Annotated in this window: 13 protein-coding genes; 8 read left to right on the forward strand and 5 right to left on the reverse strand. The window is 74.0% G+C overall.

All coding sequences use genetic code 11. The annotated features are described in order from the left end of the window. Positions 1–233 precede the first annotated feature (233 nt). Genes ACFZB3_RS02050 through ACFZB3_RS02060 form a run of 3 tightly spaced genes read left to right on the forward strand, consistent with a single transcriptional unit; the run spans position 234 to position 2,928 of the window. The gene (locus ACFZB3_RS02050) at positions 234–1,130 is read left to right on the forward strand and encodes an ATP-binding cassette domain-containing protein (RefSeq protein ID WP_391368190.1); all 897 of its coding nucleotides are present in this window, start codon (positions 234–236) and stop codon (positions 1,128–1,130) included. Continuing rightward, a complete protein-coding gene (locus ACFZB3_RS02055; RefSeq protein ID WP_391368193.1) occupies positions 1,127–1,945 on the forward strand; it encodes an ABC transporter permease subunit in 819 nt (272 codons plus the stop codon). The genes ACFZB3_RS02050 and ACFZB3_RS02055 overlap by 4 nt, the downstream gene beginning before the upstream one ends. Continuing rightward, on the forward strand, positions 1,942–2,928 hold the full coding sequence (locus ACFZB3_RS02060) for a zinc-binding dehydrogenase (protein ID WP_391368195.1): 987 nt from the start codon (positions 1,942–1,944) through the stop codon (positions 2,926–2,928). The genes ACFZB3_RS02055 and ACFZB3_RS02060 overlap by 4 nt, the downstream gene beginning before the upstream one ends. 29 nt (positions 2,929–2,957) lie before the next feature. On the opposite strand, the gene ACFZB3_RS02065 is transcribed toward ACFZB3_RS02060, so the two are convergent. Beyond that, positions 2,958–3,335, reverse strand: coding sequence for an acyl dehydratase (locus ACFZB3_RS02065; RefSeq protein ID WP_391368198.1), 378 nt, complete (start codon positions 3,333–3,335; stop codon positions 2,958–2,960). Positions 3,336–3,412: 77 nt separating this feature from the next. Further along, the gene (locus ACFZB3_RS02070; protein WP_391368201.1) at positions 3,413–3,916 is read right to left on the reverse strand and encodes a MaoC family dehydratase N-terminal domain-containing protein; all 504 of its coding nucleotides are present in this window, start codon (positions 3,914–3,916) and stop codon (positions 3,413–3,415) included. A gap of 103 nt (positions 3,917–4,019) precedes the next feature. On the opposite strand from ACFZB3_RS02070, the gene ACFZB3_RS02075 reads away from it, so the two are divergent. Genes ACFZB3_RS02075 through ACFZB3_RS02085 form a run of 3 tightly spaced genes read left to right on the forward strand, consistent with a single transcriptional unit; the run spans position 4,020 to position 8,889 of the window. Next, complete coding sequence (locus ACFZB3_RS02075) at positions 4,020–4,886, forward strand: alpha/beta fold hydrolase (RefSeq protein WP_391368204.1); 867 nt, start codon at positions 4,020–4,022, stop codon at positions 4,884–4,886. Between the two features lie 27 nt (positions 4,887–4,913). After that, positions 4,914–7,280 (forward strand): CoA transferase, encoded by a 2,367-nt coding sequence (locus tag ACFZB3_RS02080; RefSeq protein ID WP_391368207.1) that lies wholly within the window; start codon positions 4,914–4,916, stop codon positions 7,278–7,280. Between the two features lie 19 nt (positions 7,281–7,299). Then, the gene (locus ACFZB3_RS02085) at positions 7,300–8,889 is read left to right on the forward strand and encodes an AMP-binding protein (protein WP_391368210.1); all 1,590 of its coding nucleotides are present in this window, start codon (positions 7,300–7,302) and stop codon (positions 8,887–8,889) included. Here the strand turns inward: ACFZB3_RS02085 and ACFZB3_RS02090 are convergent. Then, complete coding sequence (locus ACFZB3_RS02090) at positions 8,837–9,628, reverse strand: helix-turn-helix domain-containing protein (protein ID WP_391369703.1); 792 nt, start codon at positions 9,626–9,628, stop codon at positions 8,837–8,839. The genes ACFZB3_RS02085 and ACFZB3_RS02090 overlap by 53 nt on opposite strands. Before the next feature lie 102 nt (positions 9,629–9,730). Between ACFZB3_RS02090 and ACFZB3_RS02095 the strand changes: the two genes are divergently transcribed. Continuing rightward, complete coding sequence (locus tag ACFZB3_RS02095) at positions 9,731–10,585, forward strand: NAD(P)H-binding protein (RefSeq protein WP_391368212.1); 855 nt, start codon at positions 9,731–9,733, stop codon at positions 10,583–10,585. 18 nt (positions 10,586–10,603) lie between these two features. On the opposite strand, the gene ACFZB3_RS02100 is transcribed toward ACFZB3_RS02095, so the two are convergent. Further along, positions 10,604–12,037, reverse strand: a complete 1,434-nt coding sequence (locus tag ACFZB3_RS02100) for an MFS transporter (RefSeq protein WP_391368215.1) — start codon at positions 12,035–12,037, stop codon at positions 10,604–10,606. 132 nt (positions 12,038–12,169) lie between these two features. On the opposite strand from ACFZB3_RS02100, the gene ACFZB3_RS02105 reads away from it, so the two are divergent. Continuing rightward, positions 12,170–12,571, forward strand: a complete 402-nt coding sequence (locus ACFZB3_RS02105; protein ID WP_391368218.1) for a winged helix-turn-helix transcriptional regulator — start codon at positions 12,170–12,172, stop codon at positions 12,569–12,571. Positions 12,572–12,598: 27 nt separating this feature from the next. Here the strand turns inward: ACFZB3_RS02105 and ACFZB3_RS02110 are convergent, their stop codons facing one another. Further along, positions 12,599–13,021, reverse strand: a complete 423-nt coding sequence (locus ACFZB3_RS02110) for a thioesterase family protein (RefSeq protein WP_391368221.1) — start codon at positions 13,019–13,021, stop codon at positions 12,599–12,601. Positions 13,022–13,026 lie beyond the last annotated feature (5 nt).

The following is a 13,026-nucleotide window of genomic DNA, read 5'->3' on the forward strand; positions in this document are numbered from 1 at the left end:
CTGAGCAGACCGCCGGCGCGCCGCGGACCCACTGTGTCGGGCGTCCCGTTCAGCGGACCACCGGCCATGCGCGCACCGCCCGGCGCGTTCTACGGTGCGCGAATTCCCCGCACCCCCGGTACCGCCCCAGGCCGCTTCCCCGCCAACCCCCCCGAGGTGCCCATGGAGCCACAGGCCGACAGCAGCAGCCTCCTCCCGTTCGACTCCCGTTCGACACGAAGGGATCGTGAGCGATGACGAAGGCCATCCAGACGGGCCCCGCGCCCGCCCGGACCGAGGGCGCCGACGACCGGGCGGGCGGGCACGGCGCCGCCGTCCGCGTCGACGGCGTCGGGATCCGGTTCGGCTCCTTCCACGCCGTGGACGGCATCACGCTGGACATCGCCGCCGGGGAGTTCCTGTGCCTGCTCGGGCCGAGCGGCTGCGGCAAGTCCACGCTGCTGTCGGCGCTGGCGGGGTTCGTCCGCCCGTCCGAGGGCGCGCTGACCGTCGACGGGCAGCCGGTCACCGGACCCGACCCGGACCTCGGGATGGTGTTCCAGAGCAGCGAGGCGCTCTTCGACTGGCTGACCGTCCGGCAGAACGTGGCCTTCGGGCCCCGGATGCGCGGCCGCTCCCGCGCCGAGCAGCACGAACTGGCCGACGAGTACCTGGGGCTGGTCGGGCTGCGGCACTGCGCCGACCGGTTCCCCGGGCAGCTCTCGGGCGGGATGCGGCAGCGGGTGCAGATCGCGCGGGTGCTGGCGAACCAGCCCCGCATCGTGCTGATGGACGAGCCGTTCGGCGCGCTCGACGCGCAGACCCGGCAGGTCATGCAGGAGGAGATGGCCCGCATCTGGCAGGCCTCGGGCTGCACGGTCGTGTTCGTCACCCACGACATCGAGGAGGCGATCCTGCTGGCGGACCGGGTCGCCGTCATGACGGCGGGCCCGGCGGCCTCGGTCAAGTCCGTCTACCCCGTGGACCTGCCCCGGCCCCGGGACGAGGACGACCCGGCCGCCCTCGACCTGCGCCGCAGCCTGCGCCAGGACATCGGCGAAGAGGTCCGCAAGGCCCTGCGCGACCAGGGCCTCGACGAGGGACTCGACCAAGGACTCGACCAGGCACGTGACGTGGAGGAGACGTCGTGACCACAGTGACCACCGTGACCGCCACCGCCCCGCCGAAACCGCGCGCCGGGCGCAGGGCGGTCCTCGGACTGCGCTCCGCCGGCCTCTACGCCGTCTCCGTTCTCGTCGGCCTCGGCGTCTGGCAGCTCCTGGCCCTGCACTACGGTCCCTCGCTCGTGGCGTCCCCGCACGAGACCCTCGCCGCCGCCGGCGACCTCGCGAAGGACGGCACCCTCACCAACTCGATCATCGCCTCCAGCCGCCGCATCCTGATCGGCTGGGGCCTCGGGCTGCTGGTGGGCGTACCGGCCGGGCTGCTCGTCGGCCAGAGCAAGGCCGTACGCCAGCTCCTGGAGCCGTACATCGAGTTCTTCCGGTTCATCCCGCCGGTCGCCTTCGTCACGCTGGCCGTGGTCTGGCTGGGCATCGGCGAGTCCTCGAAGGTCGTGCTGATCTTCTACACGGCCGTCTTCATCGTCATCCTCAACACCAGCGCCGGGGTGATGTCGGTCGGCGAGTCCAAGCTGCGCGCGGCGGCGAGCCTGGGCGCGAGCCGGGCGCAGATCCTGCGCGGGGTGGTACTGCCCTCGACGGTGCCGTACATCGTCACCGGGGCGCGGCTGGCCATGGGCAACAGCTTCCTGACCATCGTCTCCGCCGAGATCGTCGCCGCCCAGGTCGGCCTCGGCTCCCTGATCTGGACCTCCCGCAACTACGGACGCATCGACTGGGTGTTCGTCGGGATCATCACCCTGGGCATCCTCGGGTTCGTCTTCGACCGTGTGCTGCGGATCGTGGCCTCCCGGGTCCTGCGTCGATACGGAGTGAAACTGTGAGCGGCAATGTGAGCGGGAACGTGAGCGGCAGCGTGAGCGGCGAGTCGCGTGCCCTGGTCCTCGAAGAGTTCGGCGTCCTGCCCGGGCTCCAGGAGAGGCCCGTGCCGGAAGCCCGGCCGGCCCACACCCTGGTGCGGATGCTGGCGGCACAGGTCGGCCACCTCGATCTCAACGTCGTGGACGGGAAGTTCGGCATCCTGCCGGACCTGCCCGCCGTGCCCGGCACCAACGGGGCCGGGCTCGTGCTCGCCTCGGACAGCCATCCGGTGGGCAGCCTGGTCAGGATCAACGGCAAGGGGCTCGGACTGCGCCGGGACGGCTGCTGGCAGGGCCACGCCCTGGTGCCGGACGCCGCCGCGATCCCGGTGCCGGAGGGCACGGATCCCGCTCTCGCCTGCGGGTTCTTCACCCCGGCCGGTACCGCGTGGGCGGCGGTGCACACGGTGGCGGGCGTGCGGGCCGGCGAGCGGGTGCTGGTCACCGGCGCCGCGGGCGCGGTCGGGTCGCTGGCCGTGCAGGTCGCGGCGCGGGCCGGAGCCGAGGTGATCGGCGTGGTCGGACGGCCCGCCAAGCTCGACCGGATCCCGGCCGCCGCGAAGGCGGTCCTGGCGGGGGAGTTGACGGCGGAGGCGGTGGGCGGGCCGGTGGACGCGGTCGTCGACACCGTGGGCGGGCCGGTGCTGCGGGCCGCCCTGGGCCTGGTCCGGCCGCGCGGCCGGGTCGCCCTGGTCGGGTACACCGCCGGCCGTGAACTCACCGTCGACCTCGCGGACTTCCTGCTCGCCGACGTCTCGCTGCTGCCGGTGAACCTGATGACCCGGGGCCGGGAGGTGGCCGCCGACGTCGACCGGATGCTGGGCGAACTGGCAGCAGGAGAGCTGGAGTTGCCGGTCGAACGGCACCGGCCGGAGCGGCTGGCCGAGGCGGTGGAGCGGCTGCGGACGGGGGAGGCCGTGGGCAAGGTGGTGCTGGACTTCTCCTGAGCAGAGGGGCTGGTGAGCCGCCGAGCGGGTCAGCCCGGTGCCTGTTCCCGGCGGACGACCACGGCGTGGCCCTGGCAGCAGACGACACCGTCTCCCCGGTGTTCGACGAGATCCAGGGTGGTCTCACCGCTGACCGGGTCCACGCCCCGTACGGAAGCGGTCACCGTGAGCCGGTCGCCCGGGTGGGCGGGTGCCCGGTTCTGCCACGAGAGTTCACGCACCTGTCCCGCGGGCCCGGCGTGGGCCGCGGCCGCCCGGTGCAGCAGGCAGCCGTGCAGCTGCGCCATGACGACCGGCCCGGCCAGGCCCTCCGACCGGGCGAAGTCGGGGTCGTAGTGGATGCGGTGCGTGTTGCGGGTGACCGCGCCGAAGCGCAGCAACATGACCTCGTCGGGCACGAGTTCCACCGCCGCGGCCTCCACTGCCGCGGCCTCCGCAGCCGTAGCTTCCGCAGCCGTAGCTTCCGCCGTCGTCGCCGGCTCCGTCATCGCACGATGAACCTCTCCGTGACCTCGATGAGCGTGACCTCGACGAGGGGGCCGCGTTCGGCCGCGTAGGTCTTCTCGACGGTGATCAGGAGCAGATCCGGCCGTTTCCGGTCGACGGCCGTGACCGCACGGCGTACTTCGACGCGGTCGCCGACCCGTACCTCCCCGATCCAGCGCACCGCCTGGCCGCCGGCCATGAGCCGGACGTCCAGTCCGTCGGTGCCCGGCACCTCGTCGCGGTACATGCCGTCCGGCCTCAACTCGCCCGGTTCGGCGCCCGGTTCGGTGCCCGGTCCCGCGCCCGGTTCGGGCCGCAGCAGGCTGACGAGGTACATCGGGTGCACCACGAAGGCGGGGTCCGCGGGATCCACCAGTGCGGGCGCGGTGTCCCCGGCGGCCCGTGCGAACTCGGCCGCCGCCTCGGCCCGTACGACCCCCAGCGAGCGGGCCTCCCAGCGGCCCATCGCCGCCTGGGCTCTTTCCTCAGCGACATCCAGCATGCCGGGGACCTTAGGGAGGCCGGCACCCCTGCGGCCACAGACCCGGACCGCTCAGCGGACCGCCCGGCTTGGACCCGCCCGGGCCGCCCGGCACGATCCGCTCATGGATCTCATGGACATCCAGGCGCCCCCGCCGGGCGCCTACGCGGAGGCGGACGGCGTCAAGTACCACTACATCGAGCTGGGCACGGGCAGCCCCACGATCTTCCTGCACGGCGGCGGCCCCGGCTGCACCGGCTGGTCCGACTTCGGCCAGGTGGCCCCGCTGTTCGCCGCCGACCGCCGCTGTCTCCTCGTCGACATCCTGCAGTACGGTCGGTCGGCGAAGCCCGTCATCGAGGGCCCCATGTGGGACTACCACGCGGCGAAGACGGTGGCCCTGATGGACACCCTGGAGATCGACCGGGCCGACTTCGTCTGCAACTCCTGGGGCGGCACCATCGCGCTGAACCTGGCCGCCAAGTACCCCGAGCGCGTCCGGTCGTTGGTGGTCACCGGCAGCATGCCCGTCTTCTACGGCCCGCTCGCCCCGCTCCCGGAGGGCGGCCGCCGCGGCCGCAACGCCCGGGACGTCTACTACGGCGGCGACGGCCCGTCCCGCACCAAGATGCGCGAGCTGATGGCCCGCCTGGAGTGGTACGACCCCGAGGCGATCCCGGAGGGCACGGTACGGCTGCGCCACGAGCAGAGCCTCGACCCCGAGGAGACCGCGCTGGCCGGCGCCTCCGACAACCCGCGCGGCGACTGGCAGGACCTGACCGCCGAACTCGGCGCCATCCAGGCCCCCGTGCTGTTCATGTGGGGCATGCAGGACGCCTTCCTCACCCCCGACTACCCGCTGATGCTCGCCCGCATGGTCCCCAAGGGGAACCTGCACGTGATGCACGAGGCCTCCCACCACCTCCAGGAGGAGCGGCCGTACGACTTCCACCGCGTGGTCGACGGCTTCCTGAACCAGCGGCACGGCTGACCGACGGGCAGGAGGAGAGGAGGACAGGTGAGCGCAGCAGCAACCCCGCGGGTCGTCGAACTGACCAGCCCCTTCACCCGCTTCGCCGGCCGGCTGCTGGTCGGCGTCGGCTACGAGGTCGTCCTGGCCGAACCCCCCGAGGGTCACCCCGACCGGCGGGAGGACCCGGTCGGCTTCGCCCACTGGCACGCCGGAAAGCGCTCGGTGACCGTCTCGGGGCCGGACGACCTGCGCCGCCTGCTCGCGGGCGCCGACATCCTCCTCGACGGCACACCCGACGGCACACCCGACGGCACACCGGGCGGCTCACCGGGCGGCTCACAGGACAGCACACTCGACGGCACACCGGACGGCACCTCCGACGGCGCCGACACCACCGGCCTCGACCACCTGGTCCACGTCCGCGTGACCCCCTTCGGGCTGGTCGGCCCGCGCAGCCACTGGCAGGGCACCGATCTCGTCGTGGCCGCCCTCGGCGGGATGCTCGCCCAGGTCGGCGACCCCGACGGCCCGCCCCTGCACCTGCCGGAGAACCAGGCGGAGCACCTCGCGGGCGTCAACGCGGCGATCGCCGCCCTGCTGGGCCTGCGGGCGCGCCGGCGCGGCCCCGGACAGCTCGCCGACGTCTCCGCGCAGGCCTGCGTCGCCGCCGCCCTGGAGGCCGGCACCCTCGCCTACCTGCACGAGGACCGGGTGCCACCGCGCCCCGGACACGTACACCCGCTGGTCCCGCACGGGCTGTTCCGGGCCGCCGACGGCCACCTGGGCGGGGGACTCGGCGGCAGCCCGCGGATGTGGGACGCGCTGCTCGACTGGCTGTGCGAGCAGGGCGCGCAGGCGGACCTCACCGAGCCCCGCTGGCAGGACCCGGTCGAGCGCAAGAAGCACCAGGAGTACGTCTTCAAGGTCGTCCAGGACTTCGCGGGCACCTGGCCGAAGGCCGCCTTCGCGGAGCGCGCCCAGGACCGCAAGCTGCCCTGGGCCGCCGTCGACGTACCGGCCGAACTCCCGGACAACCCCCAGCTCGTCGCGCGCGGCTTCTTCACCGAGGTCGACGGCCGCACCGACCTCGGATTCCCGTTCGCGTTCCCCGAGGGGCACCGGATCACCTCGCTCACCGTCCCGGCGGCGGGCGCCGACCAGCAGCTGCTCGCCGAGCGGCGTCCGGTGTCCGTGCGTGCGGGCGACTCCGCCCGCCCCGCCCTCGACGGCGTCCGCGTCCTCGACCTGACCTGGGTGCTCGCGGGCCCCTACTGCACCAAGGTCCTCGCCGACCACGGCGCCGACGTCGTCAAGGTGGAGTCGGCCGGCCGCCCGGACCCCACCCGGTTCGCGCCCTTCATGCACCTCTCCCGCGGCCCCCACACCGACCCGGACACCAACGGCTACTTCAACGAGGTCAACCGCAACAAGCGCAGCCTCGCCCTCGACACCCGGACCGACGACGGGGTCGCCGTGCTGCGCGACCTCGTCGCGTCCTCGGACGTCCTCGTCGAGAACTTCAGCGCCACGGTCATGACCAGGCTCGGCCTCGGCTGGGACACCCTCCGCGAGATCAACCCCCGGCTCGTCTACGTCAGCATGTCCGGCATGGGCCACACCGGACCCCGGGCGGGCTGGGTGTCGTACGCCGACACCGTCTCGGCGAGTTCGGGGCTCACCGGCCTCACCGGCCGGGGGCCCGGCGACGTGGTCGGGGTCATCTACGGCCACGGCGACATCGTGGCCGGACTCCAGGCGGCGCTGGCCACCCTCGCCGCGCTGGAGCACCGGGACCGGACCGGCCGCGGGCAGCACATCGACCTCTCCCAACTGGAGGCGATCGCGGCCCACATGGGCACCAGCCTGCTCACCTCCGCGCGGTCCCCGATCGGCAACACGCATCCGGTGTGGAGCCCGCAGGGCGTGTACCGGTGCCTGGGCGCCGACAACTGGCTGGCCGTCAGCGTCCGTTCGGACGAGGAGTGGGCGGCGCTGTGCCGGGTGATCGGACGCCCCGACCTGGTCTCCGAGGGGGCGACGGCCGCCGACCGCAGGCGGCACGGCGCCCTCGTGGACGAGGCGATCGGCGCGTGGACACGCACCCTCCCCGCCGACCTGGCCGCCGAGTTGCTGCAACAGCAGGGGGTGCCCGCGGGGGCCGTCCAGGACGGGCGGCAACTGGTCGAGCACGACCCGCAGTTGAGGGCGCGCGGCTTCTACGTCCGGATGGCGCATCCCGCCGCCGGCGCCTTCCTCCACGAAGGCCCGCCGATCCGGCTCGCCCGCACCCCCGGCTCGGTCCGCACCCCCGCACCGCTGCTCGGCGCCGACACCGGGGAGGTGCTGCGCGAGGTGGCGGGATACTCCCCGGAACGGATCCAATACCTGTATGACGCGGGGGTGTTGCGATGAACGACGCCGGGATGCCGAAGTGATCGCCACCGGCCCGACCGTGCCGGAACTCGTCGAGGCGGCCGCCGAGCGGTACGGCGACCGCCCGTTCCTGCGCGTCGGCGGGACGGCCCGGACGTACGCCGAGACCCGCGAGGCGGCGGCCCGGACGGCCGGGGCGCTGGCGGCCCGGGGCTGCGGGCCGGGCGACCGGGTGGCGGCGCTACTGGGAAACCGGGTCGAACTCGTGGACCTGTTCCTCGGCTGCGCCTGGCTGGGCGCGGTCGCGGTACCGCTGAACACCGCACTGCGCGGCCGGTCCCTGGAGCACGCCCTGCGGGAGGCGCGGCCCCGGTTCCTGTACGCCGAGCCCGAGTCGGCGGGGCGGGCGGCCGAGGCCGGGTACCGGGGGACGGTCTGGACGGCGGGGGAGACGGTGCCCCCGCACCCCGGCGAGGACATCGGCCTGCCCCCGCACCCCGACGGCGCCACGCCGCTGCCCCCTGCCCCCGTCCGCCCGCAGGACACCGCCGCCGTCCTCTTCACCTCCGGCACCACGGGCCCGCCCCGGGGAGTGCGCTGCCCCCAGGCCCAGTTCGTGTGGTGGGGCCGTACGGTCTCGGACGCCCTGCGCCTCACCTCCGACGACGTGCTGTTCACCTGCCTCCCGCTCTTCCACACCAACGCCCTGAACACCCTGGCCCAGGCGATGACGGTGGGCGCGTGCGTCGTGATCGGCGAGCGTTTCTCCGCCTCGCGGTTCTGGCGGCAGGCGGCCGACGCCGGTGCCACCGCCGTCCACCTGCTCGGCGCGATGGTCCCCATGCTGCTCGCCCGGCCGCCCGGCCCGGACGACCGGGCGCACCGGGTGCGCCGCGGCCTCTCCCCGGCCACGCCCGGCCCGCTGTGGGAGCCCTTCCGCGAGCGGTTCGGCGTCACGCTCGTCGACGGCTTCGGCTCCACGGAGACCAACCTCGTCATCGGCTCCACCCCCGAGCACCACCGGCCCGGCTACATGGGCACCGTCCGGCCGGGCTTCGGGGCCCGCGTGGTCGACACGGACCTCGTCCCCGTACCGGACGGCACCCCGGGCGAACTCCTCGTCCGAAGTCACCACCCGTTCGCCTTCGCCACCGGCTACCTGGGCGACCCCGAACCGGCCCCGGACTCCTGGCGCCGGACCGGCGACCGCGTGGTCCGCGAGCCCGACGGCTGGTTCCGGTTCGTCGACCGCATCAAGGACGTCATCCGGCGGCGCGGCGAGAACATCTCCTCGTACGAGGTGGAGGCGGCCGTCCGCTCGCACCCCGCGGTCGTCACGGCCGCCGCCTTCCCGGTCGCCTCCGAACTGGCCGAGGACGAGGTGATGGTCGCCGTCGTCCTGCGGCCCGGCTGCCGGCCGGACCCGGCGGACCTGGCCCGGCACTGCGCCCGCGAACTGCCCGCGTTCGCCGTTCCCCGCTACATCGACACGGTCGGGGAGCTGCCGCTCACCGAGACCGGCAAGGTGCGCAAGGCGGTACTGCGGGAACGGGGGGTCACGCCCGGCACCTGGGACCGTGACCGCGCGTCCGGGTTCAGGGCTGCCGGATCGCCTGGCAGGGGGTCGTCGCGGGCAGCCGGCCCCTGAAGTAGGAGCGGGGCGGGACGCCCATCAGGGCACGGAAGTCGGTCGTCATGTGTGACTGGTCGAAGTAGCCGGTGGCGGCGGCCAGTTCGGACCAGCCGGCGCTGCCCGCCCGGGCGGCGACCGTGCGGACGCGGTCGATACGGGCGTAGTGCTTCGGGGAGACGCCGACGCCGTCGCTGAACAGGTTCCGCAACTGGCGCTCGCTCACGGCCAGTTCCCGGGCCACGTCCCGCACCTGCGCGGGCGCCCGGTCCATCCGCACCGACAGCGCCGCAACCCCGGCCCGCAGCAGAGCCGTCCGGGCCGGGTCCCCCGTCTCCGCCAGCAGCGCGGGCAGCACCTCGGCGACGCGGGGCAGCGCCTCCAGCGGGTCCAGCCACCGCACTTCACGCGCGAACCGGCGGGCCACCCCGCCCGGCAGGGCGTCCAGCGGCACCACCCGGCCGACCAGCCCGGCGGCCGGAACACCCAGCAGCGCCCGGGCGGTTCCCGGCGTGAGGCGCAGCTCCGCGCACGCGATGTGGGCCTTCCCCTCGTGGTAGGCCGCCCGCACCCGCGGCCCCACGGCCAGCAGGTCACGCCGTCCGTCCCCGGTCACCCGCAGCACCACCTTGGTCCCCGCGTCCGGCAGCTGGACGAACGTCCCCTCGGGCGGGTCGGTGAAGGACATGGTCCGCACCTCCGACACCCACGGGCGCAGCGCCTCGGGTGTGGTCGGCAGCGGCTCGGCGATGGTCATCGGCACCTTTCCACCGTAACGGCCCGGCGCCGGCGTCCGGCCTGGCCGGGCGTGCCGGAATTTCCAAGAGCGGGGCGCCTCGGCGGGCCCACCGTGGACCACATGATTCTGGTGACGGGTGCCACGGGCACCATCGGACGTGAGGTCGTACGACAACTGGCCGGGCGCGGTGCGAAGGTGCGCGCCCTCACCCGCGACCCGGCCAAGGCGCGGCTGCCCGCAGGGGTGGAGGCGGTGCGCGGGGCGTACGGCGAACCGGCCGCCCTGGACGCGGCGACGGCCGGGGCGACGGCCGTGTTCCTGCTGCGGCCGCCCGGACCCGACGAGGGGCAGGACGCGGCGCTGGTCGCCGCGGCGCGGGCCGCGGGCGTGGCGCGGCTGGTGAAGCTCTCCGCCATCGCCACCGGCGACCCGGCCACGGGTCCCTCCGGCTCGTGGCACGTGGCCGGCGAGCGGGCCGTGCGGGACAGCGGGCTCGCCTGGACGGTGCTGCGGCCGTCGTCGTTCGCCTCCAACACGCTGACCTGGCTCCAGGCCCTGCGCACTGGCGAACCGGTGCCCAACATGACCGGGGACGGCGCCTCGGGCGTGATCGACCCCGGCGACATCGCCGAGGTGGCGGTACGGGCCCTGCTCGACGCCGGGCACGCGGGGCGGACGTACACCCTGACCGGCCCCGAGGCCATCACCGTCCCCGGTCAGGCCGCCGTGCTCGCCGAGGTCCTGGGCCGGCCGGTCCCGACCCGGGACCTGTCCCCGGACGAGACCCGTGACTTCCTCCGCGTCGCCTGGGGCATGGAGGGGGCCCAGGCGGATGGTGTCCTGGCCGGTGTGGCGTTCGTCCGTGCCGGAGGCAACGCGCTGGTCACCGAGGACGCCCGGTCGGTGCTAGGCCGGCCGCCCCGGACCTACCGGGAGTGGGCCGAGGACCACCGGAGCGCGTTCGCGGGGGCCTGATCGGCCGCCTCGCCCGGTTCAGGCGGGCCGGGGCCGCAGCGTGACCGCCGCCAGCCCCAGGGCCCCCGCGGCGATCACCGTGGCCACCCGGAACGCCAGCTGGTAGCCGGCCGCCGTGGCCGGCACCAGCTCCGCGCCCGCGTGCAGCAGGCCGTCGGTACGGCTCGCCGCGAGTGTGGACAGGGCGGCGAGGCCCAGCGAACCGCCCACCACCTGCGTGGTGTTGAACAGCCCGGAGGCCAGCCCCGCGTCCTCCGCGCGGGCACCGCCCATGGCGAGGCCGGTCAGCGGGGGCATCGCCGCGGCGAACCCGGCCGCCATGAGCAGCATCGGGGGCAGCACGTCGGCCGCGTACGACCCGTCGGCGGGCGCCCGGCTCAGCAGGGCCATCCCGGCGGTGATGAGCACCAGCCCGGCGAGGAGCACGCGGTACGCGCCGAACCGGCCGGTCACGCGCGCCGACAGCCCCAGCATCAGGACACCGATCGCGAGCGGTGCCGGCAGGAAGGCGAGGCCGGTGTCCAACTCGCCGAGGCCCAGCACGCGTTGCAGGTAGAGCGCGCCGATGAACTGGAAGCCGTACATCGTCGCGACCATCAGGATCTGTACGCCGTTCGCGCCGCTCAGCGCCCGGGAGCGCAGCATTCCGAGCCGCAGCAGCGGGTGTTCGGCCCGGGCCTGCCGGACGGTGAACGCCACGAGGAGCGCGAGGGCGAGCGCGGCCGGCAGCAGGGTGGCGGCCGCGCTCCGGTCGCCGGAGCCGACGATGACGTAGACGGTGAGCATCAGCGCGCCGGTGACCAGGGCCGCCCCGGGAGCGTCGGCGCCCCTGCGCAGCCCGGCACCGGGCTCGCGGGCCAGGATCCGTACCGCGGCCAGCCAGGCCGCCACCCCGATCGGCAGATTGATCAGGAAGATCCAGTGCCAGCTCAGCGCCTGCGTCAACGCGCCGCCGAGGAAGGTGCCGAGGGTGGCGCCCACCGACCCCACCGCGCTGAACACCGCGATGGCACGGGTCCGTTCGCGTGGCTCGGGGAAGAGCGACACCAGCATGCCGAGCACGACGGCCGAGGTCATCGCCCCGCCCGCGCCCTGCACCGCCCGCGCCGCGACCAGCGCGCCCTGACCCGTCGCCAGCCCGCATGCCACGGAGGCCGCGGTGAACACGGCGAGCCCGGCGGTGAACATCCGCTTCCGGCCCACCAGATCACCCAGACGGCCGAACAGCAGCAGCAGTCCCCCGAACGGGATCAGATAGGCGTTCACCACCCAGGCCAGCCCCGGACCGCTGAAGCCCAGGTCGCGTTGGACGGCGGGCATCGCGACGGTGACGATGGTGCCGTCCAGGATCGTCATCAGCGCGCCCGCGCACAGGACGACGAGGGACGCCCCGCGGGGGTATGTTCGGGAAGAAGTCACCGGTGCGGCCGGTGTGCCGGTCGTGGTCGACATGGCCTTCTGGCCTCCGCAATCGCCGTGAACTCGCCAGGGACATCAACAGGAACCGATCGTGCGCAAGGTGCACGACTTGTAACGGGGTCCATGGTGAGTGACCATGAGAGGACCGCGTAAGGAGGCAGCTCGATGTCCCAGGGGAACACCGGTGTTACCAGCCAGGTCGTGAACGCGCAGGCCTGCCCGGTCCGCGAGGTTCTTGACAGGGTGGCCGGCAAATGGAGCGTGCAGATCCTGGTGGCGGCCTCGCACGGCCCCATCCGCTTCACGGAACTGGAGCGCGGCATCGAGGGCATCAGCCGCCGGATGCTGACCCTCACCCTGCGCAACCTGGAGCGCGACGGCCTGGTGACCCGCACCGTGTATCCGACCGTGCCGCCGCGCGTGGAGTACGAACTCACGCCGGTGGCGCTGGAGTTGCACGAGACCTTGCAGCGGCTGACCGACTGGGCCGAGCACAACCGCCACTACATCGCCCAGGCCCGGGCGGTCTACGACGCCGAGCACCGGCCGGAACTGCTCGACGTGTAGACGGCCGCGTGGCCGGCGCGGACCGCGTCAGAACCCGAACAGCTCCGGGGCCGACGTCAGTTCCTTGAAGACCTCGCGCGGATCGGCGACCAGCTTCCGGGCCTTCAGGTCCAGCAGCCCGCCGACCGCCTCGACCTCCGCGGCCACGGTGCCGTCGGCCTTGGTGATCGTCTGGAACACCCGGAACGTCTTGCCGCTGCCCCACTGGAACGCGCAGGTCACGTCGACCTCGTCACCGGCGAGCAGCTCCCGCCTGTACCGGATCGTCGTCTCCAGCGACACCGGGCCGACCCCGTGGCCCACCAGCCCGGCCTGGCTCACCCCGGCGGCCTGGAGCAGCGACCAGCGGGCGTGCTCGGCGTAGTTGATGTACACCGCCTGGTTCAGGTGACCCTGCACATCGGTCTCGTAGCCACGGACGGTCACCCGGACGGAATACGGTTCGCTCACGACTT

The organism is Streptomyces sp. NPDC008092, assembly GCF_042957285.1.
GTDB lineage: Bacteria > Actinomycetota > Actinomycetes > Streptomycetales > Streptomycetaceae > Streptomyces.

Excerpts from the sequence above, each read along its gene's own strand:
- ACFZB3_RS02090 (WP_391369703.1), bottom strand. The coding sequence starts at position 9,628 with ATGACCATCGCCGAGCCGCTGCCGACCACACCCGAGGCGCTGCGCCCG.
- ACFZB3_RS02095 (WP_391368212.1), top strand. The coding sequence starts at position 9,731 with ATGATTCTGGTGACGGGTGCCACGGGCACCATCGGACGTGAGGTCGTA.
- ACFZB3_RS02105 (WP_391368218.1), top strand. The coding sequence starts at position 12,170 with ATGTCCCAGGGGAACACCGGTGTTACCAGCCAGGTCGTGAACGCGCAG.
- ACFZB3_RS02050 (WP_391368190.1), top strand. The coding sequence starts at position 234 with ATGACGAAGGCCATCCAGACGGGCCCCGCGCCCGCCCGGACCGAGGGC.
- ACFZB3_RS02075 (WP_391368204.1), top strand. The coding sequence starts at position 4,020 with ATGGATCTCATGGACATCCAGGCGCCCCCGCCGGGCGCCTACGCGGAG.
- ACFZB3_RS02070 (WP_391368201.1), bottom strand. The coding sequence starts at position 3,916 with ATGCTGGATGTCGCTGAGGAAAGAGCCCAGGCGGCGATGGGCCGCTGG.
- ACFZB3_RS02100 (WP_391368215.1), bottom strand. The coding sequence starts at position 12,037 with ATGTCGACCACGACCGGCACACCGGCCGCACCGGTGACTTCTTCCCGA.